At 64.0% G+C, this 19,840-nt stretch carries 16 protein-coding genes, 1 tRNA gene, 1 pseudogene and 2 riboswitches; of the genes and pseudogenes, 10 read left to right on the forward strand and 8 right to left on the reverse strand.

Translation table 11 applies throughout. The features are described 5' to 3' along the window. Positions 1-139: pseudogene (locus A5906_RS45795) on the forward strand (FAD-dependent monooxygenase); the annotation flags it as partial. A gap of 21 nt (positions 140-160) precedes the next feature. On the opposite strand, the gene A5906_RS38450 reads toward A5906_RS45795, so the two are convergent. Then, the gene (locus A5906_RS38450; RefSeq protein WP_080134293.1) at positions 161-586 is read right to left on the reverse strand and encodes a twin-arginine translocation pathway signal; all 426 of its coding nucleotides are present in this window, start codon (positions 584-586) and stop codon (positions 161-163) included. Positions 587-756: 170 nt separating this feature from the next. On the opposite strand from A5906_RS38450, the gene A5906_RS38455 reads away from it, so the two are divergent. Continuing rightward, positions 757-845 (forward strand) — tRNA-Leu (locus tag A5906_RS38455). A 141-nt stretch (positions 846-986) separates the two neighbouring features. Here A5906_RS38455 and A5906_RS38460 read toward each other — a convergent pair. After that, complete coding sequence (locus A5906_RS38460) at positions 987-1,919, reverse strand: hypothetical protein (protein WP_136614992.1); 933 nt, start codon at positions 1,917-1,919, stop codon at positions 987-989. A 289-nt stretch (positions 1,920-2,208) separates the two neighbouring features. On the opposite strand from A5906_RS38460, the gene A5906_RS38465 reads away from it, so the two are divergent. After that, positions 2,209-3,711: a hypothetical protein gene (locus tag A5906_RS38465; RefSeq protein WP_080134291.1), complete on the forward strand. Its 1,503-nt coding sequence runs from the start codon at positions 2,209-2,211 to the stop codon at positions 3,709-3,711. A 1-nt stretch (position 3,712) separates the two neighbouring features. On the opposite strand, the gene A5906_RS38470 is transcribed toward A5906_RS38465, so the two are convergent. From A5906_RS38470 to A5906_RS38480, 3 genes are all read right to left on the reverse strand, one after another. Beyond that, positions 3,713-5,005, reverse strand: coding sequence for a hypothetical protein (locus A5906_RS38470; RefSeq protein WP_080134290.1), 1,293 nt, complete (start codon positions 5,003-5,005; stop codon positions 3,713-3,715). Then, positions 5,005-6,327, reverse strand: coding sequence for a hypothetical protein (locus tag A5906_RS38475; RefSeq protein WP_080134289.1), 1,323 nt, complete (start codon positions 6,325-6,327; stop codon positions 5,005-5,007). Before A5906_RS38475 ends, A5906_RS38470 begins: the two co-directional genes overlap by 1 nt. 175 nt (positions 6,328-6,502) lie before the next feature. Next, on the reverse strand, positions 6,503-7,282 hold the full coding sequence (locus A5906_RS38480) for a crotonase/enoyl-CoA hydratase family protein (RefSeq protein ID WP_080134288.1): 780 nt from the start codon (positions 7,280-7,282) through the stop codon (positions 6,503-6,505). Between the two features lie 89 nt (positions 7,283-7,371). Here A5906_RS38480 and A5906_RS38485 point away from each other — a divergent pair, with 89 nt between their 5' ends. The 3 genes from A5906_RS38485 (at position 7,372) to A5906_RS43455 (ending at position 9,553) form a co-directional block, all read left to right on the forward strand. Then, positions 7,372-7,956: a TetR/AcrR family transcriptional regulator gene (locus A5906_RS38485; RefSeq protein ID WP_080134287.1), complete on the forward strand. Its 585-nt coding sequence runs from the start codon at positions 7,372-7,374 to the stop codon at positions 7,954-7,956. Between the two features lie 151 nt (positions 7,957-8,107). After that, positions 8,108-9,358 carry a multidrug effflux MFS transporter gene (locus A5906_RS38490; protein WP_080134387.1) on the forward strand — a complete coding sequence of 417 codons (1,251 nt, stop codon included), beginning with the start codon at positions 8,108-8,110 and terminating at the stop codon, positions 9,356-9,358. Positions 9,359-9,412: 54 nt separating this feature from the next. Further along, positions 9,413-9,553 carry a hypothetical protein gene (locus A5906_RS43455; RefSeq protein WP_167523487.1) on the forward strand — a complete coding sequence of 47 codons (141 nt, stop codon included), beginning with the start codon at positions 9,413-9,415 and terminating at the stop codon, positions 9,551-9,553. A gap of 8 nt (positions 9,554-9,561) precedes the next feature. Here A5906_RS43455 and A5906_RS38495 read toward each other — a convergent pair whose 3' ends face one another. The 3 genes from A5906_RS38495 to A5906_RS38505 form a co-directional block, all read right to left on the reverse strand. After that, a complete protein-coding gene (locus A5906_RS38495) occupies positions 9,562-11,193 on the reverse strand; it encodes a glycosyltransferase family 39 protein (RefSeq protein WP_347337590.1) in 1,632 nt (543 codons plus the stop codon). A 212-nt stretch (positions 11,194-11,405) separates the two neighbouring features. Further along, the gene (locus A5906_RS38500) at positions 11,406-13,013 is read right to left on the reverse strand and encodes an ABC transporter substrate-binding protein (RefSeq protein ID WP_080134285.1); all 1,608 of its coding nucleotides are present in this window, start codon (positions 13,011-13,013) and stop codon (positions 11,406-11,408) included. Between the two features lie 110 nt (positions 13,014-13,123). Beyond that, positions 13,124-14,731 carry an ABC transporter substrate-binding protein gene (locus A5906_RS38505; protein ID WP_080134284.1) on the reverse strand — a complete coding sequence of 536 codons (1,608 nt, stop codon included), beginning with the start codon at positions 14,729-14,731 and terminating at the stop codon, positions 13,124-13,126. A 270-nt stretch (positions 14,732-15,001) separates the two neighbouring features. Here A5906_RS38505 and A5906_RS38510 point away from each other — a divergent pair, with 270 nt between their 5' ends. The 4 genes from A5906_RS38510 to A5906_RS38525 all read left to right on the forward strand — a co-directional run bounded on the left by A5906_RS38510 (position 15,002) and on the right by A5906_RS38525 (position 19,837). Further along, positions 15,002-16,132 (forward strand): M20/M25/M40 family metallo-hydrolase, encoded by a 1,131-nt coding sequence (locus A5906_RS38510; RefSeq protein ID WP_080134283.1) that lies wholly within the window; start codon positions 15,002-15,004, stop codon positions 16,130-16,132. 94 nt (positions 16,133-16,226) lie between these two features. Next, positions 16,227-16,331, forward strand: a riboswitch (glycine riboswitch). A gap of 1 nt (position 16,332) precedes the next feature. Beyond that, a riboswitch (glycine riboswitch) is annotated at positions 16,333-16,442 on the forward strand. Between the two features lie 63 nt (positions 16,443-16,505). Continuing rightward, on the forward strand, positions 16,506-17,807 hold the full coding sequence (locus A5906_RS38515; RefSeq protein ID WP_080134282.1) for a D-amino acid dehydrogenase: 1,302 nt from the start codon (positions 16,506-16,508) through the stop codon (positions 17,805-17,807). Positions 17,808-17,989: 182 nt separating this feature from the next. After that, entirely contained in the window at positions 17,990-18,931 is a 942-nt protein-coding gene (locus A5906_RS38520; RefSeq protein WP_018647027.1) for an ABC transporter permease, read from the forward strand. 18 nt (positions 18,932-18,949) lie between these two features. Further along, on the forward strand, positions 18,950-19,837 hold the full coding sequence (locus A5906_RS38525) for an ABC transporter permease (RefSeq protein WP_018647026.1): 888 nt from the start codon (positions 18,950-18,952) through the stop codon (positions 19,835-19,837). The last annotated feature ends 3 nt before the right edge of the window (positions 19,838-19,840 follow it).

Raw genomic sequence — 19,840 nt, forward strand, 5'->3', positions numbered from 1 at the left:
GCAGCGGACCGCGCGGCAGCAGGGCCGCATCTATCATCTCACCGGGCCGCTCGCGATGGCGCGCGATCTTGCGATCCGTGCGCTTGGCCCGGACCGCATGCTGGCACGCCAGGACTGGATCTACCGCTGGCGGCCCTGAGGCTGATGCATTCGTGCCGGCTCAGCGCGCGACGCTGCCGGATCTCGGAGCGGGCTTGATCACCGGCGGCTGCGGACTTGAGGCCACCGGAGCTGCACCCGGCGGCGTCTCCCGGCATCTGTTGCGGCGCCAGGCGTCTTCAGCGAGCTGCGCCTGCCCGCGCACCGCGACGTAGTCGTTGCGATAGGCGAGCTCGGACACGACGGCCCCGCCGGCCCCCGTCTCCGCCTTGTCCATCAGCCTCTGCAAATCGGTCGTGCGGGCGGTGAGGGCCTTGCGCTCGGTCTCGAGCTGCTTGCAATCGTACAGATCGTACTTGGCGGGATCGGCAAAGGCCGGCGCGACCGTCTCGCTGATGCCGGCGCAGCCGGCCAGGGCCGCCCCGCCCGCGAGCAGCACGAGAAACGCGCCGCAGAAGCGCAGCGGAGATGAAAGCGAAGCAGCCATGCCGGATGAATAGTCCCCGTGGATTGAGAATGCCTAAAGCAGCAACAGATGTCCGGATTGAGGCTTTGCCTTGTGCGCCCGGCTCGCTTAAGGAAGGACACCCGCCGGGCCGCAAACGCCAATTCCAGACGGCCGCAGGTGGACTTAAGTGTTTGATCTCGTTGGATCAAGCGGGCATGGCGGAATTGGTAGACGCAAGGGACTTAAAATCCCTCGGCGCGCAAGCGCTGTGCCGGTTCGACCCCGGCTGCCCGCACCATGAGAGCTGACCGGGAATGGCGCGGCCGCACGATCATAAACAGACCCGCGGTCGCAAGACGCCGCCGGAGATCGACGCCGCGACCGGCACGCGGTCGGGCACTATCAGCCCCCGCCTTTGACACGGGGTTCGCGTGCCCAGTCATTGCGCTTTGAAATCGATCTCGAAGAAATGAACTTCCAGCTTCTTCTCCTCGAAGAGTGCCTTCCATGACCGCAAGGTGAAGTTTTGCGCGAACGCAGCACTGGTTGAGCTATTCGAGAAAATGATGAAATTATCGGGCTCATCCGCCAACGGCGTCCCCGTAATTCCAATATGCCCGGTTGCACTTCCTTGCGTGGGCGACACGATGATCATTCCGGGTTTCACCTTCGCGATCGGTTGCTCGATATGACGAGCTTTCAAGATCTCAAAGGTTGCGAGGATGCTCAACCCGTTATCGCCATTTGAAGAACTGATTGGCTTTCCAAGTGCAATCCGCGCGACCTCGTTGACCGACCATGCCGAAGCAAGCATCCCGCGACCTGTCCCCGGCACATTGGCCGTGGAATACCCGACTAACGAGGAAGCCGCCTCAAATAACTTCGGATTGACCTGATCCTGAGAAGTAGGAGGCTGCCCAGCCGGGCGTCTCTCGAACGGCACGGAAACGGTCGGTGGCGGTGGCGTAATCGAAGGATACTGACTCGCGCTGAGATTGACGATTTTCTGATCCGGGTCCTGAATGAAACCCGCATTCAAAAAGAATTTGAGGTTTCGAACCGCCTCGTCCCGATCCGGCGTTTCGATGGCCTTCAGGATGAGCTTTGTTTCAAATTCCCGCCTCGCCAGCTCGGTTGCCGCTGCCTGCTTCTGTCGTTCGATCTCCAGACTACCGTCGACCTTTGTCTTCTCGATGCTGAGGGCAGTTGACGACTTTCCCGCCTCAACGTCGCGCGTCGTCATTGATTGAATGAACGCGCCGCCAATGGCGCTAACGACTGCCAGGGCCGCCGCCGCAACGGTCGCTTGCGCCGTGGTAATTGCAAGGCCGCGCTCCTGCGGAGCCGATGACTGGGACGGTGTGTCACTCATTCTCGCCTCGATCTCGTAGCCCGGAGATATCAAGCGATAATTTTAGACAGAATGCCAGCAGTTTTCAGTGACAGATTGCTATAGTTTACCATTTCTCGCCCAGATTGCACCCCCGCCGACGCCTACCTTCACGCAAGCATTCGTTCACCAACTCGCCTGCATAGTGCAACCGACCTTTACCCGACCTTAGACCGTCCTCCCCTAAATCGAACGATGTCTGCCGCCGTTGCCGCAGGCTTCAAGGGAAACGCGGCAGCCTGCAGCGCCGGCTTCGATGGTGAGAGTTTTCATGGACGCGCGCGAGAATTGGTCCCGGACCGGGATTGGCGGGGCGCCCACGGCGTTCGGACGCCATTTGCACGGGCGCGAGATCTACCTCGTCCTGATCGCGTTCCTGTCGGTGTTCTACATTTCGAACGGTCCGGTCCAGCTCAGCCACTACGACCTCGGCTGGCACATCGCGGCGGGAGACCTGATCAGGGAGCGCGGCGAGATCCCGTTTCAGGATCCGTGGGCGTTCACGCTCGCAGACAAGCGCTGGTACAATCTGTCGTGGCTCTGGGACGTGATTGCCAGCGTGCTCTACCAGCACGCGGGCCTTGCCGGGATCGTCCTGCTGGTCGTCGCCTGCGGCGCGGTCATCGTCGCATACCTCACCTCATGCGGCCTGCGCAGCGGCGCATCGGTGCCGGCGGTCTGCATCACCGTCTTCGCCGCATGCCTGCTCTACCCCTGCTACGAGGCGGCGCCCAACACCTATCTGGCGGCATCGCCGAATATCGCGACCATGCTGTTCGCGGTGATCTTCTACGGCGAATGCCTGCAGCGGCGCAGCTGGTTCCTGCTGCCGGTGTTGATGGTGCTGTGGGTCAATCTGCACGGCGGCTTCATGCTCGCCTTTCCGATCATCGGCGTCTTCGCCGGCGTCGCCTTGCTGCGACGGGACTGGGCGAACTTCAGGAATTACTGCTTCGCGGGCATCGGGTGCGTTGCTGCGATCTTCGTCAATCCCCTGGGATGGCACATCTACGACGGCGTGATGGCGACGCTCGGCCATTTCATCCAGGCCAATATCGGCGAATGGCGTCCCTATCTCCACAACATGGAGCTGCCCGGAAGCATCCCCGGCATCGCCTATGCGTTGACGTTCATTGCGCTCGAGCTGCACTATCGAAACTCGAAACCCATTCCGGTGGAGCCGCGCCTGCTGGCTTGGCTGTTCCTGTTCCTGGGCCTCTACCAGTTCAGGTACATCGCGTTCTTCTTCATCTTCTCGGCAGTCCCGATGGCGCTGCATGTCGACCGGCTGCTGCCCGAGCGGCTGTCGCGGTTCGACATCCGCCGCGCGATGCTGGCGGCGGGGATCATCGGTGTGTTCGTGCTGCCGCTCAGCTTCCTGCAGGTGCGACCGGCGCTGGCGCTGCCGGACATGCTCTCGGATGAGGATGCCGGCTATTTGCTCGCGCACTCCACGCATTCGCGCGTGCTGAACCACTGGAATTCCGGCGGGCTCCTGATCTTCCGCACCCACGGATCGGTGCCGATGTTCGTGGACGGCCGGGCCGCGACCGCCTATCCGGACGAATTGCTGCGCGACTATCTCAAGCTGGTGCGCTGGGACATCGACGAGGCCGCCTGGGACTCGGTCATCAGCAAATACAGAATCGATGCGGTGCTCTGGGTCCGCGGACACGAGCAGCTCCGGCAGTTCCTCGTCGGCCGGCGAGGCTGGAAAGAAGACTACACGGGCGCCTATATGAGCCTCTACACTGCGCCGCCGGCGCCGAGATAGATCACATCCGCTGCGGTTCGCGCGGAAGCAGAATCCAGAAGCAGATCAGCGCGAGCGTGAGCTGGCCATACCCGCCCATGAAGGCGGTGACCGAGGCCGACGCCAGGACCGGAATGGCGACCGCGACCGTGAGTGCGGCGACCATCATCATCGCGGGCAGATCGGCGACGAGAATGGCCGCGTAGAGCGCCACCTGAAAAAAGGTATATTCCTTCGGTCTCGGCGTGCAGAGATAGAGCGCGTACATCGCGAGGACGGTGATGCGCATCGCCGCGCCCGGATGATTCACCAGCCAGTCGTCAAACGCCTGAAGCAGCGAGGCTGTCCGAGGCTCGCCCTGGCGCTTGAACATGCGCCACACCGAAAGCGCGAACGGCGCGAGCACAAGCGTGATCGCGATGACCCCGTAGAGGCCGATGACGAACACCTTGCTGCCGGCAAGTCCAATTTGGCCTGCAAGCGTCGACGCAATCAGCAACAGCGACGGATTGACCTCGCTTGCGGGTGAATGCTGTCCGGGGATCTGGCCGGTGATCGCGCTGAGCCAGCTCCGAGACAGATCCGGATATAACAGCAGCGAAACCAGGATCGGCAGGACGAACGCGCCCGCCGCCACCGCAACCAGAAGCAGCTTGCGGCGTCTCGGCTGCGGCAGGAAATAGAGCGCGGCAAGGACCGGCAAGAACACCAGCTTGAACGCGGTGACGAGGCCGAGCACGGCCGCCCCGGCGAGCTGCGGCATGAGGCTCACCTCACCCCGCCTGCCGGACGGCACAGAGCGCAGCAACAATGCGAGCGAGGCCGCCGTCAGCAGGCCGCTGAGGATCTCGAAATTACCGGTCGCAACGACCCAGTCGAAGCCGAGGAAACCACCGAGCACGAACACGCCTCGCAGCACGACATCCCGCCAACCCCGGCGCGCCGTGCCGAGACCAGGCAGCAGCAGCGCGCAGATCAACGCAAGGACGAGATAGGTCGGCTTGTAATGGGCGACCAGAAAACCGCCGGCGCAGAGCGGCCGAAACGCGTCGAGGGTGACCGGAAGATAGGGGTAGGAGAGTTTCGTATCCTTGAGGTTCTTGACGAAATAGGGATCGAGCCCCGCAAGGTGGGCATCCACTGCCGCGCAGTTGATCCGTACGTCCCAGCCGAAGGTGTCCTCTGCGGCGAAGTCGACGGTGACGGACATGGCGACAAGCAATGCCGCGACCAGGATCACCCAGGTCCGCCAGCGGCTTCCTGACGCGTTCGCGGCCAGGGATCGGGCATCTGCGGACGAGGCGAGGCTCGTCATCAACGCGCGTCCCGCGGCTCAAGTCGCATCGGCTCCGCGCGAAAATCCAGCAGCAGGATCCAGAAGGTTGCCAGCGCGACGATGAGGAGGATGAAGCCGCCCTCCACCGTGTGTCCCGAAATCGAGACCATGCCGGGAGCGAGCAGACCGACGCTGAGCATGGCGGCGAGTGCCAGGGACGGAAGATCGGCGATGAGAACCGCGGCATAGACCGCGAGCTCGAAGAAGGCATATTCCTTGAGGCGGGGCGAGCTGACATAGAGCGCAAACATCGCGAGCACGGTGACGCGCGTGGCGACGCGGGGATGCTCGATCAGCCAGCGATCGAGCCGCGCCAGAAGCGATTCCCCTTCCCGAACCGGTCCGCTGCCGACCTCGCGCAGGACGGACAGGACGAACGGCACGAGCACGATTGCGAGCGCTGCGATCCCATAGGTCGCGAACATCACCGGCTTGCTGTCGCCTAGCCCGACTTGCTCCAGGAGGCTGCGCGCCAGCAGCAGCAGCGACGGATTGTTTTCCATGAGCTCGACGACATGCTGATCGGGGATCTGCTTCGTCAGCACACCCAGCCAGCTCGAGAACAGGTCGGCGTAGAACAGCCTCGAGATCAGGATCGGCAATGCGAAGCCGAACGCGGCCACCGCGACCAGCGCCAGCTTGCGCGCGCGCGGCAGCGGCAGGAAATAGAGCGCGGCGATCACGGGACAGAACACCAGCTTGAAAGAGGTCACGAGACCAAGCAGCGCGGCACCGCCGACGCGCAAGGCGAAGCCGCGGTCCCATGCGCCGGAGGCCGGCGAAAGCAGAAGCCTCAGCGCGACTGCGGTCAGCACGCCGCCCAGGATCGCGAAATTCCCCGACGCCCAGACCCACTCGAAGCCGAGGAACGCACCGAACACGCAGAGCAGCCTGAGCGCAACATCGCGCGGGCTGGTGCGCGTCGGGCCAAGACCCGGAAGGGCCAGGGCGCAGAGCACGGCGAGCACGAGGTATAGGCTCATGTGATGAGCGACGAGGACACCGCCCGCGCAGAGGGGACGAAACACGTCGAGCGTCACAGGCAGATAGGGGTAGGAAAACCTGGTGCCCTTCAAATTCTTGACGAAATAGGGATCGAGCCCGTCGGCATAGGCATCGACCGCGGCGCAATTGACGCGAACATCCCAGCCGTAATTCAGGGGAATTGAGCCGTCGCTGACAAGATTGCCGAGCACCAGCAGCGCCGTCAGCCCGATGAGCCAGGCAAGCCAGGTGTTTCGCCCTGCGCTCGTGTCAAGCGAGGGGCCCAATCCTCGTGCTATGCCGGTCACGTCGGACATCGCGAAATACCTGCCTTGGTGGGTTCCCTCGGGGCGCCTGCGCGGCGCCCCATCGGGCCCACAATGGACAGGATGAGTTGCGGATTCATCTCCCCGATGCGGCGTCCGCGATCTTATGGTGAATGGCTGGTTGCCGGCCCCGGCTGAGACGGCGGCGAAACCGTCGCCACGCCCCCTACCGCGACGCGCGTGCGGCCAGCCAGGCGTCGAGCGCTTCGCGCGTATCCTGTGTCGCCGCCATGCGCGCGAACTGCTCCCCCTCGATGGCAAGGCCTTCGGAGATGGAGACGTTGAGGCCCCGCGTGGTGGCGGTGATGACCCGGGCGACCGCCAGCTGCGAATGCCTGACGATGCGACCCGCCAGCGCGAAGGTGGCGTCCATGAGCTGCTCGTGCGGCACGACGCGGTTGACCAATCCCATCTCGACGGCTCGTTGTGGAGAAAAGGAATCTCCCGTCAGCAGGTGTTCCAGCGCACGCTTCCGGCCCGCGAGCCGCGGCAGGCGCTGGGTGCCGCCAAAGGTCGGCGTGATGCCGATGGCAATCTCCGGCTTGGCGAAGCTTGCCCGCTCGCTCGCGACGGCAAGATGCACGGCTTCCGTGATCTCGCAGCCGCCGCCGAAGGCGATGCCGTTGACCGCAGCGATGACCGGCTTCGGAAACGCCTCCAGGCGCGCCGTCATCGCCTGGCCGCGCCGCACGAACGCCTTCACCGCGGCATCGGGCCCGGCTTTCACGCTCTCCGAGAATTCGGCGATGTCGGCGCCGGCCGAGAAGGCCCGGTCGCCTGCCCCGGTCAGCACGACGGCACGAACACTGGCGTCGTCCTCGATGCGGTCGAGGGTCGTCATCAGACGGTCGATGAGGGCGTAGCTCAGCGCGTTGAGCTTGTTGGGGCGATTGAACGTCAGCAGTGCAACGGCGCCGCGCGTCTGCGCGAGGACGAGATCGGACAAGTGCAGGCTCCTTCCAGGTCGAACAGGCGCGGAAGTCAGCCACAGCGGCCTTGCCGTGTATACTCACTAGGCAGTATACATTTGAGGCCATGTCGAGAAGCGGTGACAGCACGCGGGAGCAGATCGTCGTTGCCGCGACGCGCCTGTTCTATGGCGAAGGCATCAAGGCGGTGAGCATGGATGCCGTCGCCGAGACGGCCGGCGTCACCAAGAAGACGCTCTATTATCATTTCACCAGCAAGGACGAGCTCGTCGCCGAAACCATCGCGGCCAGGGACCAGCCGACGCTGGAGCTTTACATGCGCTGGTTCGCGGAGACCGACGGCGGCGCCGCCGACAAGGTCCGCGGTCTCTTCACCAAGCTCGGACGCTCCGTGAACACGCCGCGCTGGCGCGGCTGCGGATTCCTCCGCACCATCGCCGAGCTCGCGAACACCCCGGCACATCCTGCGGTCAAGGCCGGGGCGGCGCACAAGAAGCGCTTCGAAGCCTGGCTCGCAACGGAATTGCAGGGCCACGGCGTTGCCGATGCCGCGGCGCTCGCGCGCCAGATCGTGATCCTGCTCGACGGCGCCACGACCGTGATGCTGATCCATCGCGACCTGGATTACGTGGAGACCGCGGGACAATTGGCGCTTGGCCTGGTCGAATCAGCTCAGAACCGTCGGCCTTAAGCCGCCCTTAACCTCGACGCCGCGGCCGGAGTGGCGGGCGACCTCACCAACTCGTGTCCGCCGTCGTCCTGCCTGACAGCCATCCCGAAACATGGGTTGTGCGCCGCAGCATAACCGCTAGAAAAAGCCCTGAATTTCAGAGGTGAGCTTCTTGTCCGACGTCAATGCCGACGGTTGGGTGTCCTCGGGACACCGGCCCATGGGTTTTCCCGAATTCGTTATCGTGATTGCGTCCATCATGGCGCTCAATCCGCTTGCGATGGACATGATGCTGCCGGCTCTGCCCAATATCGGGACGGCGTTCAGCATTCCCGTCGCCAATCAACTCCAGCTCGTGCTGTCGACCTTCCTGATCGGCTTCGGCGCCGGTCAGTTCGTCATGGGGCCGTTGTCCGACCGCTTCGGTCGCCGTCCGGTGCTGCTCGGCGGCATGGCGGTCTATGCGGTGGCGAGCGTGCTCGCGGTTGCCGCGCCCTCGTTCGAGACGCTGCTGCTGGCGCGCGCGCTGCAAGGGCTCGGCACCTCGGCAACGCGCGTGATCGCGACCTCGATCGTGCGCGACTGCTATGTCGGCCGCCGCATGGCGAGCGTGATGTCGCTCGCGATGATGGTGTTCATTGCGGTGCCCGTGATCGCGCCGTCATTCGGACAGGCCGTGCTGCTGGTGACGGCCTGGCGCGGCATCTTCGTCGTGCTGATGCTCTATGGCCTGCTCGCGCTCGCATGGTGCGTGCTGCGGCTGCCTGAAACCCTTCCCGAATCGGAGCGCAGGTCGCTCGCGCCCGCCGATGTGCTCTCGGCCTTTCGCCAGACCGTGACCAACCGCCAGACCATCGGCTATGCGACAGCCGCCGGCAGCGTCATCGGCGCGCTCTTTGCCTACGTGTTCTGCGCCCAGCAGGTTTTCACCGGCATCTATCACCTCGGCCGCTATTTTCCGATCGCTTTCGCTGCGATCGCGGCCGGTACGGCTGTGGCGGGCTTCCTCAACGCGCAGCTGGTCGGACGGCTCGGCATGCGCGTGATCTCGCACGGCGCGCTGACGCTCTACACGGTCGTAGCGGGCGTGATGCTGCTGACGGAAAGCCTCGGTGTGCTGCCGCTTGCCCTGTTCATGGTGCTCTCGGCGCTGATGATGTTCTCGTTTGGCATGATGGTCGCGAACTTCACCGCGCTGGCCATGGAGCCGCAGGGCCACATCGCCGGCACCGCTTCATCGCTCTACGGCTCGATCACGACCCTGATCGGCATCGTGGTCGGCATGGCGATCGGCCAGAGCTTTGACGGCACGCTGCTGCCGTTCTCGATCGGCTTCTTCCTGTCGACGCTGGCTGCGCTCGGAATCGTGCTGGTGGTGGAGAAAGGACGGCTGTTCAAGCCGCATCATCGTCCCGTGACCTGAGGAACTTCACGGTGGCCTTGATGTTGTACCGCAGCAATTCGAAAGGCCGCAACAATGGAACTGGAACTCCGCAAAGACCGCCACGCCTCGGAGCCGACGGACGCAAAGCGGCCCGAGCCGAATGCGGAGCAGGCCGCGTTCACTGCACCTTTCGCCAGCGAAGGGCTCGAGCAGGTGCGCGACAGTCATTGCTGAGCGCGCGCCTACTCCGCAGCTCGCCTGCTCGCGCTGAAATCGTTGGCGGCGCTCTCGGGCGCGGCCCGCTCGCCGCGAGACGGCACCATCAGCAGGATCATCTGCCGCGTCAGGCCGGGTCGGCCCCACAGTGAAGCCTGCACAGTGAACTCGCGCCTGACCGAGGGTCCGGCCTGGGGTGACACCCACTCGATCCACCCGCGGCAAAGATCCTGGTCGTGGAAACAGAGCGCGGCCCAACCGCCATCCGCCATGGCTTTGCGCGGCACGCCCCAGGGGTATTGATACACCAGCGGGCGCGCATGCCGCGGATGGTCGGGGCTGTAGAATGCCGTGGCGAAGGTCAGCGCGTCGTCGCCGGTCACGATGCTGAGCGGCTCCCCGGTCAGCTCGCGCCACTCGTGCGTCGCCCTGTCAGCCGCCTGTGCGTAGAAATTCCGCCCTTCTTCGTAGCCGTGCTTGTTGCGGTAAATGGCATGGATCGGAGCCGCGACCAGAACTGCCGCGAGCGCGACGATGGCCACGATCACTGTGACGTTGACGGTGTGGAAGCGCTCGATCGGATAGCGGGCGCCGCAGACCACGAGCACGACCACAAGAAATAGCCCCTGCAACGCCCACAGCGACGGCAGATCTGTCCCCATCGCGAGCGACGTCAGCACCGGCAGCGCGATCGTTCCGATCGCGATGAAGAAGAGAAGTCGTAGGCCCGGGCTCATCGCGGCAAAATCCGCCGGAAACTGCTTCAGCCGCGTGCCGGCGATCAGCGCCCAGCACACAGCCGACACGCTCATGGCCGCCGCCAGCCCCAGCAGGAAGTTTCTGACCTCACCGAGCGAGCTCACGACGTTGCCGTTTGCGTGGGCCAGCGCATAGGTGAAGGTCGATGCGCCCGTCGTCGCGAGCCAATACAGATGCGGTGACAGCGCCGCGAGCCCGACGACGACCGAGATCCAGGGCGAAGCGGAGGAAAAATAGGCGCGCCGCCCCGGGTGCGCCAGCGCGGCAAAGACGAAGCTCGCGACGAGGAAGATCGAGTAATATTTGCCGATCATCGCCAGCGCCGTCGTGGATCCCGCCGCAGCCGCCCACAACGCGGCGCGCGTCTCGAATGCGCGCAGGAAGCAATACGTCGCCAGCGGCCAGGTCGCGAGCAGCACCGCATTGGCGTTGAAGCGCTGGGCATGGAATTGATAGGCCGGCGTCAACATCAACAGCAGCAGCACCAGCACGCGCTTGTGCCCGGTCACGAACTGCCGCGAGATCAGGTCGACGAAGAACAGCGCGAGCCCGGCATTGGCCATCGCCATCAATTGCAGCGACCAGTCGCTGAGCGGAAACACGGAGGTCCATGCCGCCGTAACCCACCCCATCAGCGGCGGATGTTTCTGATAGCCAAAGGCGAAATTCCGGCCAACGGCCCAGGCTTCGAGCGTATCCGGATGCAGGCCGCCGCCGGCATAAGCGATGACGAGGTAAAGCGTCCAGATCGCGACGAAGCAGGCGAGGAGAAGCGGCACGGCCCAGCCTGCCTCGACTGCGCTCAGCCAATGCAGGAACGGGCGGCGCCATCGCGCCGGCGCACGATCGGACCGTTCGGCCATCGCCTGGAATGCAAAATCGAACGGCACGGGACGCAAATGGGACAAGGAAAATGATGCGTTGAGACGCCACATCTATTTCAGGATGGAAACAAATAGCAACAATTAGAAACTGGAAGAGTTAAAAAGCGGCCCGCCATCTCAAGCCACGCAAGAGCAACAAACGAAAACGGCGCCGCTGACGACAGCGGCACCGCGGCGTAACGTTGGCGTAACGTTCGGAACGAAAGGCGCGAGGCCGCGCCTTCGCCCTACTCTGATTTGTCGATGTTCCAGAACACCGGGGTTGCCGGGCCGTCGAGCACGCCGGTGAGTGACTTCCGCCACGCGCTCGGTGCCTGATATTGACCCAGCGGCATATAAAGCACCTGGTCGTAAGCTTCCTTCTGGATCTCGGCCGCGATCTTCTTCTGATCCTCCGCCGAGGTCGCGCGAACGAAGGCGTCCTTGAGCTGCTCGATCTTGGCGTCCTCCGCCCAGCCGAACCAGCCGCCCTTCTTGCCCTGCCCGCCGACGGCGACGTTGGAGATCGGATTGTCAACGTCGGCGCTGACCCAGTTGGTGATGAACATGTTCCAGCCGCCCTCCTTCGGAGACTTCTGGCTGGCGCGGCGGCTCACCACCGTCTGCCAGTCGGTCGCCTGCAGGTCGACCTTGAAGCCGGCTTCGCGCAGCTGCTGGGCCACCACGATCGGTTGAGCCTTCAGCGTCAGCACATCGCCCGGCGCCATCAGCACGACCGGTGTCCCGTCATACCCGGACTCGGCGAGCGCCTTCCGGGCCGCAGCCATGTCGCCGCCCTTCGCAAGGGTCTCGCCGCCCACGTCCGTCGCGAACGGCGTGTCGCAAATGAAGGCCGCAGCACAAGTCTTGTAGTATTTGGGATTGCCGATCAGCGCATCGAGCACGTCCTTCTGCTTGACCGCGAGGAACGCGGCGCGGCGGACCTTGACGTTGTCGAACGGCGGATGAAGGAAGTTCATCCGTGCACCCGTCTGGAATCCGAACTTGTTCAGGATATCGATCTTGAGGTCTTTGTCGGCTTCAATGGCGGGCAACATTTCGATAGCGGGAAATTCCATGAAATCGACGTCACCCGACTGCAGCGCGTTCAACGCCGTCTGCGCGTCCGGCATCGTAAGCCATTCGACGCGGTCGACCTTCACCACCTTGCCGCCGGTGGTCCAGTTCGCCGGCTCCTTGCGCGGCACATAGTCGGTGTTCTTGACGTAGACCGCCTTCACGCCGGGCTGGAATTCACCCTGCACGAATTTGAAGGGGCCGGAGCCGATCTGCTCGGGGATCTGCTTGTCCACCGGCGTCTCGGCGAGACGCTTCGGCATCATGAAGGCGACCCGAGAGGACGGCTTGCCGATCGATTCCAGCACGAGCGCGTACGGCTCCTTCAGCTTCAGCGTGATGGTCTTGGGGTCGGTCGCCTCGATGCTCGCGGTGAACAGCATCAGCTGCTGCCCCATCCCATCGACGACGGCCCAGCGCTTCAGGGAGGCAACGCAATCTTCCGCGGTGACGGGCGTGCCGTCATGCCACTTCAGACCATCGCGGAGCGTGAAAATGTAGGTCAGCTTGTCGTCGGAGATCTTCCAATCCGCCATCTGCGGCTGAATCTTGAAGCTCGAATCCGTCGCGATCAGCGTGTCATAGACCATGTAGCCATGGTCACGCGAGATATAGGCGCTGGTGAAGATCGGATCGAGGATGCGCAGATCCGAATGCATCACGGCAGTGATGGTCTTGCCGGCGGCAAGAACTGGCGAGGCCAGTGCCGAAAGCGCCGCGACCGAGAGCGCAAGTTTGGAGGCGAACGACCTACGCCCCCGACGCATGAGTTCGAACATTGAAGTTCTCCTTGGCGAGCGGCTGGCTGGCGAGCGGCGCCGCTGATGACAGCGGCGCCGCGTAACGGTCGAAACGAAAGGCGCGCGATGCGCCTTTCCTTATCTAGGCCTTACTCCGACTTGTCGACGTTCCAGAACAGCGGGGTTGCCGGACCGTCGAGCACGCCGGTGAGCGATTTGCGCCAGCCGCTCGGCAGCAGGTACTGCCCGAGCGGGATGTAGATCACCTGCTCATAGGCTTCCTTCTGGATGTCGGCTGCGATCTTCTTCTGCTCCTCGACCGAGGAGGCGCGGACGAAGGCGTCCTTGAGCTGCTCGATCTTGGCGTCTTCCGCCCAGCCGAACCAGCCCTTCTTGCCCTGGCCGCCGATCGAGAGATTGGCGATCGGGTTGGCGACGTCGGCTGCGACCCAGTTGGTGAAGAACATGTTCCAGCCGCCTTCCTTCGGGGGCTTCTGGCTGGCGCGACGACTCACCACCGTCTGCCAATCGGTCGCCTGCAGGTCGACCTTGAAGCCGGCCTCGCGCAGCAGCTGGGCCGCCACGATCGGCTGCGCCTTGAGCGTGGTGACGTCGCCAGGCGCCATCACCACGACCGGGGTCCCATCGTAGCCGGACTCGGCGAGCGCCTTCTTGGCTTCGGCCATGCCGTTGCCCTTCACCAGAGTCTCGGCGCCGATTTCGGTCGCCAGCGGCGTGTCGCAGACGAAGAACGCGCCGCAGACCTTCTGGTACTTGGCGTTGCCGACGAGCGCGTCGAGAACGTCCTTCTGGTTCATCGCCAGGAAGGCCGCGCGCCGCACCTTCACATTGTCGAACGGCGGATAGAGGAAGTTCATCCGGCCGAGAGTCTGGAAACCGAACTTGTTGGAGACCTCGATCGTGATCTCCTTGTTCGCTTCAAGTACCGGCAGCATGTCGTAAGGAAGGTTTTCCATGAAGTCGATGTCGCCAGACTGCAGCGCGTTCACCGCGGTCTGCGAGTCCGGCATCGTGATCCACTCGACGCGGTCGACCTTCACCACCTTGCCGCCGGAGGTCCAGCTCGCCGGCTCCTTGCGGGGCACGTAGTCGGTGTTCTTGACGTAGACCGCCTTCACGCCCGGCTGAAATTCGCCCTGCACGAACTTGAAGGGACCCGAGCCGATCTGCTCGGGGATCTGCTTGTCCGGCGGTGTCTCGGCGAGACGCTTCGGCATCATGAAGGCGACGCGCGAGGACGGCTTGCCGATGGAATCGAGGACGAGACCGTAGGGCTCTTTCAGCTTCAGCGTGATGGTCTTGGCGTCGGTCGCCTCGATGCTCGCCGTGAAGTCCATGAGCTTCTGGCCCATGCCGTCGACCGCGGCCCAGCGCTTGAGCGAGGCGACGCAGTCTTCCGCCGTCACCGGCGCACCGTCATGCCACTTCAGGCCGTCGCGCAGCGTGAAGGTGTAGGTGAGCTTGTCGTCGGAGATCTTCCAGTCCGCCATCTGCGGCTGGATCTTGAAGCTCGAATCGGGGGCCACCAGCGTGTCGTAGACCATGTAGCCGTGGTCACGGGTGATGTAGGCCGTGGTGAAGATCGGATCGATGATGCGAAGGTCCGAATGCATGACCGCTGTGAGGGTCTTGCCGGCCGCGAGCACCGGCGAGGCCAGTGCCGTTGAAAGCGCGACGACCGACAGCGCAAGTTTGGAGGCGAACCCGCGAGGCCCCCGGCGCATGAAGTTGGACATAAAATGTTTCTCCTGACGTGAAACTGGTCAAAGGCAGGTTATTGGTTGGGCATCCGGTTCGTTCCTTGGGCGAACTAACCTCATGCAATGCCTTTATCTTTTCGAGACTTGCAGACAGTATTGAGCGCGTCAATCCGGTTTCGCTGCAGCCCCTCGCGGCACGTGCACGGGCTCCACAAAGATCGGTTTCGCTCTACAACGCTGTCCGCTTGTCCTGCCCCGCGCCAGTGCAATGCGCGTTCCATCTTTCGCAGCTTGAGAGACATTAAGATGAATCCAGCCAATCTTCCCTTCGATTCCGAGGCCATGCTCGAGGGCCTGCGTTCCTGGGTGGAATGCGAAAGCCCGACCTGGGACGCGGGCGCGGTGAACCGCATGCTCGATATCGCGGCGCGGGACATGGCAATCATGGGTGCGACGATCGAGCGCATCGCCGGCCGTCAGGGTTTTGGCGGCGTGATCCGCGCGCGCTTTCCGCATCCGAAGCAGGGCGAGCCGGGAATCCTGATCGCCGGCCATATGGATACCGTCCACCCGGTCGGCACCATCGAGAAGCTGAAATGGCGGCGCGAGGGCAACAAGTGCTACGGCCCAGGCATCTACGACATGAAAGGCGGCAATTATCTATCGCTGGAAGCGATCCGGCAGCTGGCGCGCGCCTCGTTCACGACACCGCTGCCGATCACCGTCCTGTTCACACCCGACGAGGAAGTCGGCACGCCTTCCACGCGCGACATCATCGAGGCGGAAGCCGCGCGCAACAAATACGTGCTGGTGCCCGAGCCGGGCCGCCCCGACAACGGCGTCACCACCGGACGTTACGCCATTGCGCGTTTCAATCTCGAGGCGACGGGACGGCCGAGCCACGCCGGCGCGACGCTGTCGGCGGGACGTTCGGCGATCCGCGAAATGGCGCGGCAGATCCTCGCCATCGACGCGATGACGACGGAGGACTGCACTTTCTCGGTCGGCGTCGTGCATGGAGGACAATGGGTCAATTGCGTTGCCACGACCGCGACCGGAGAGGCGCTGTCGATGGCCAAGCGGCAGGCCGATCTCGACCGCGGCGTCGAGCGGATGCTGGCACTCTCAGGCACCAGCAACGACGTCGCCTTCAAGGTCACGCGCGGCGTGACACGGCCGGTCTGGGAACCGGATGCCGGCACCATGGCGCTGTATGAGAAGGCACGCGGTATCGCCAAATCGCTCGGCGCGGAATTGCCGCACGCGAGCTCCGGCGGCGGCTCCGATGGCAATTTCACCGGTGCGATGGGAATCCCCACGCTCGACGGCCTCGGCGTGCGCGGCGGCAACGGCCATACGCTGGAAGAGTTCATCGAGGTCGACAGCCTCGTCGAACGTGGGCGTTTGATGGCGGGGTTGCTGGCGACGCTGGAATGACTGCAACAACTTCGCACTGCACAATGCGTTGGCAGTCGCGGTCTAAATTTAGCCTTGTCTAAAAATGAGGCGTATCGTACTGGTCGATTGTCCACGCGACGATGCGGGAGAGATCGCAACGAAGGTTTTCAGCTTTCGTCGCGGCGCCGACGGAGCAACCGCCCCGGAAACTCTCAGGCAAAAGGACTGTATCGTCAGGACAATCTGGAGAGAGGCGGCGCGATTTTAGGCAATCGCGACGTCCACCGAAGGGGATCGTCCGTTGCAGGAGCCGCAGCGGATCAAGCTCTCAGGTAACCGTGACAGATGGGGCGCCAACGGCCTTCGGCCGGTGGTTCGCCTATCCTAACTCACGGGAGCCCCGAGACCTGCCATGACTCATATCGCCATCATCGGCGCCGGCATCACCGGCGTGACGACTGCCTATGCCCTGCTCGAACGCGGCTTTGAGGTGACGGTGCTCGACAAGCACCGCTATGCCGCGATGGAGACGTCGTTCGCCAACGGCGGACAGCTTTCCGCCAGCAATGCCGAAGTGTGGAACTCTACCGCAACGATCCTGAAAGGCCTGCGCTGGATGTTCCGGCGCGATGCGCCGCTGCTGATGAACCCGCGGCCGAACTGGCACAAATATTCGTGGATGAGCGAGTTCGTCGCCAACATCGGCAACTACCGGGCCAACACCATCGAGACCACACGGCTTGCGATCGAAGCCCGCAAGCATCTGTTCGAGATCGCGGCGCGCGAAGGCATCGACTTCGATCTCGAACGCCGCGGCATCCTCCACATCTATCACGACAAGGAAGGTTTCGAATCCGGCCTGCGCGTCAACGCGCTGTTGCAGGAGGGCGGCCTCGATCGCCGTCCGGTGACGCCGGAGGAAATCCACGCGATCGAGCCGACGCTGCGCAAGGCGTATTATGGCGGCTTCTACACGCCGTCGGATGCGACCGGCGATATCCACAAGTTCACCCGCGGACTGGCGGACGCCTGCAAGCGGCGCGGCGCGACCTTCGTCCACGAAGCCGATATCGATTCAATCGCGCGCGCCGGCAGCGGCTTCGTGCTCGGCTGGGCCGAACTTGCCGCAAGGGATGCCGCAGCAACCACGCGCGGCATGCTGAAGGCGGACGGAATCGTGGTCTGCGCCGGCGTCGCCAGCCGCCACTTCGCCGCCCTCCTCGACGATCGCATCAACGTCTATCCGGTGAAGGGCTACTCGATCACCGTGCAGCTCGACACTGCCGAAAGCCGCGCCGCGGCGCCGACCGTGAGCCTGCTCGACGAAGCCGCCAAGATCGTCACCAGCCGGCTCGGCGCCGATCGTTTTCGCGTGGCCGGAACGGCCGAGTTCAACGACTTCAACCGCGACATTCGCGCCGACCGCGTGCAGCCGCTGGTCGACTGGGTGCGCAGCAACTTCCCCGACATCGAAACCTCGCGCGTCGTGCCCTGGGCCGGGCTGCGCCCGATGATGCCGAACATGATGCCGGTGGTGCGCGCGGGGCGGACACCGGGCGTGTTCTTCAACACCGGCCACGGCCATCTCGGCTGGACCCTGTCGGCGGCAACGGCGCAGATGATCGCCGAGACCATCGACGGCTGGCGCGGGATCAACGCGCCGGCGGCGGTGCCGTCACTTGGGGTTGAGCGTGAGTATCGCCATGCATCTTGAGTGGTTCCGATCTGATGCGGCGCGGCCCCTTGCGACCGCCCTGCCCTTGGCACACAATTTGCCCCGAAAGACCGGCATCTCCGGCCGGCCTTCCCAGCCCGAGTGACAGGCGCGCATGATAGACTCGTTCGAATCCACGGGCGCTCCAGGGCCCCACAAGTTCCGCAGCCGGAGATAGGTGCATGCTAGGTTATCTCATTCGCCGCGTTCTGGCCGCGGTGCCCGTGATGGGCGTCGTCGCGCTGTTCGTGTTCCTGCTGTTGCGCCTGACGCCGGGCGATCCCGCCGCGATCCTCGCCGGCGACAATGCGACACCGGAACGGCTCGAGCGCATCCGGGAATCGCTCGGCCTCAACGAGCCGCTGATCGTGCAGTTCATCACCTGGGTGAACAAGCTGCTGCACGGCGATCTCGGAACGTCGCTGATCTCCAACCTGCCGGTGATGAAGATGATCGGCCAGCGCGTCGAGCCGTCGATCTCGATCGCGCTGTGCACCATCATCCTCGCCGTCATCGTCGCAGTGCCGCTGGGCGTGATCGCCGCGTGGAAGCACGGCACCTGGATCGACCGTTTCGTGATGGGCCTGTCGGTCCTGGGCTTCTCGGTTCCGGTGTTCGTGGTCGGCTATGTCCTGATCGAGGTCTTCGCGATCGATTTGCGCTTGGTGCCTGTGCAGGGCTTCCGCAGCATCTTTAACGGCTTCGGCCCGTTCTTCGAGCGCATGATCTTGCCGACCTGCGCGCTGTCCTTCATCTACATCGCGCTGATCGCGCGCATGACGCGCGCGGCGATGCTCGACGTGCTCGGTGAAGATTACGTGCGAACGGCGCGTGCGAAAGGCATCAACGAGGTCGCCGTGATGATGCGGCATGCCCTGCGCAATGCCGCCGTGCCCGTGATCACCGTGATCGGCACCGGCTTTGCGCTGCTGATCTCCGGCGTCGTCGTCACCGAGAGCGTGTTCAACATCCCCGGCATCGGACGCCTCACTGTCGATGCGGTGCTGGCGCGCGACTATCCGGTGATCCAGGCCATGATCCTGCTGACGTCGCTGATCTATGTCGTCGTCAACCTTCTCATCGACGTCGCCTACACCCTGCTCGATCCCCGGATCCGGTACTGAGGCAAGGACAAGAACAAAATGTCGGTCGATACCCTTCCCCAGTCGTCCATTCCGATCACGTCGCCGCTGCGGCCGCGCTTCGGCTTCCTCACCTCGACGCCGATCATCGCGACCGCGACGTTCCTGCTCGCCCTGATCGTGGTGATCTCGATCCTCGCGCCGCTGATCGCGCCGCATGATCCGATCCAGCTCGCACCGTCACAGCGGCTCAAGCCGGCCTCGGCGCAATTCCTGCTCGGCACCGACGCATACGGACGCGACCTGTTGTCGCGCGTGGTCTATGGCGGTCGCATCTCGCTGCTGATCGGCATCGGCTCGGCGATCCTGTCGATCGTCATCGGGCTTTCGATCGGCCTCGTCTCCGGCTTCTTCAAGCTGGTCGATTCCGTGATGATGCGCATCATGGACGGCCTGATGGCGATGCCGAGCATCCTGCTCGCGATCGCGGTGGTCTCGCTCTCCGGCGCCAGCATCTGGACCGTGCTGATCGCGATCACCATCCCCGAGATTCCGCGCGTGGCGCGCCTGGTCCGCTCGGTCGTGCTGTCGGCGCGCGAGGAGCCCTACGTCGAGGCCGCGATCTCGGTCGGTTCCAGCCTGCCGAAGATCATGTGGCGTCACCTGATGCCGAACACGATCGCGCCGCTGATCGTCCAGGGCACCTATGTCTGCGCCTCCGCAATTCTCACCGAGGCGATCCTGTCCTTCCTCGGCGCCGGCATCTCGCCGGAGACGCCGACCTGGGGCAACATCATGGCCGAGGGCCGCCAGTACTTCCAGATCAAGCCCTCGCTGATCTTCTGGCCGGGCCTTCTGCTCTCGATCGCCATCCTCAGCATCAACCTGATCGGCGATGCCGCCCGTGACGCCCTCGATCCCCGCATGAAGCAGCGGGAGGGGAAGTGATTG

Origin of the sequence: Bradyrhizobium sacchari (assembly GCF_002068095.1) — a bacterium.
GTDB lineage: Bacteria > Pseudomonadota > Alphaproteobacteria > Rhizobiales > Xanthobacteraceae > Bradyrhizobium > Bradyrhizobium sacchari.

What these genes read in the sequence shown, in the direction of transcription:
- A5906_RS38450 (WP_080134293.1), bottom strand. Translation starts at nt 586, where the DNA reads ATGGCTGCTTCGCTTTCATCTCCGCTGCGCTTCTGCGGCGCGTTTCTC.
- A5906_RS38460 (WP_136614992.1), bottom strand. Translation starts at nt 1,919, where the DNA reads ATGAGTGACACACCGTCCCAGTCATCGGCTCCGCAGGAGCGCGGCCTT.
- A5906_RS38465 (WP_080134291.1), top strand. Translation starts at nt 2,209, where the DNA reads ATGGACGCGCGCGAGAATTGGTCCCGGACCGGGATTGGCGGGGCGCCC.
- A5906_RS38470 (WP_080134290.1), bottom strand. Translation starts at nt 5,005, where the DNA reads ATGACGAGCCTCGCCTCGTCCGCAGATGCCCGATCCCTGGCCGCGAAC.
- A5906_RS38475 (WP_080134289.1), bottom strand. Translation starts at nt 6,327, where the DNA reads ATGTCCGACGTGACCGGCATAGCACGAGGATTGGGCCCCTCGCTTGAC.
- A5906_RS38485 (WP_080134287.1), top strand. Translation starts at nt 7,372, where the DNA reads ATGTCGAGAAGCGGTGACAGCACGCGGGAGCAGATCGTCGTTGCCGCG.
- A5906_RS43455 (WP_167523487.1), top strand. Translation starts at nt 9,413, where the DNA reads ATGGAACTGGAACTCCGCAAAGACCGCCACGCCTCGGAGCCGACGGAC.
- A5906_RS38500 (WP_080134285.1), bottom strand. Translation starts at nt 13,013, where the DNA reads ATGTTCGAACTCATGCGTCGGGGGCGTAGGTCGTTCGCCTCCAAACTT.
- A5906_RS38505 (WP_080134284.1), bottom strand. Translation starts at nt 14,731, where the DNA reads ATGTCCAACTTCATGCGCCGGGGGCCTCGCGGGTTCGCCTCCAAACTT.
- A5906_RS38510 (WP_080134283.1), top strand. Translation starts at nt 15,002, where the DNA reads ATGAATCCAGCCAATCTTCCCTTCGATTCCGAGGCCATGCTCGAGGGC.
- A5906_RS38515 (WP_080134282.1), top strand. Translation starts at nt 16,506, where the DNA reads ATGACTCATATCGCCATCATCGGCGCCGGCATCACCGGCGTGACGACT.
- A5906_RS38520 (WP_018647027.1), top strand. Translation starts at nt 17,990, where the DNA reads ATGCTAGGTTATCTCATTCGCCGCGTTCTGGCCGCGGTGCCCGTGATG.
- A5906_RS38525 (WP_018647026.1), top strand. Translation starts at nt 18,950, where the DNA reads ATGTCGGTCGATACCCTTCCCCAGTCGTCCATTCCGATCACGTCGCCG.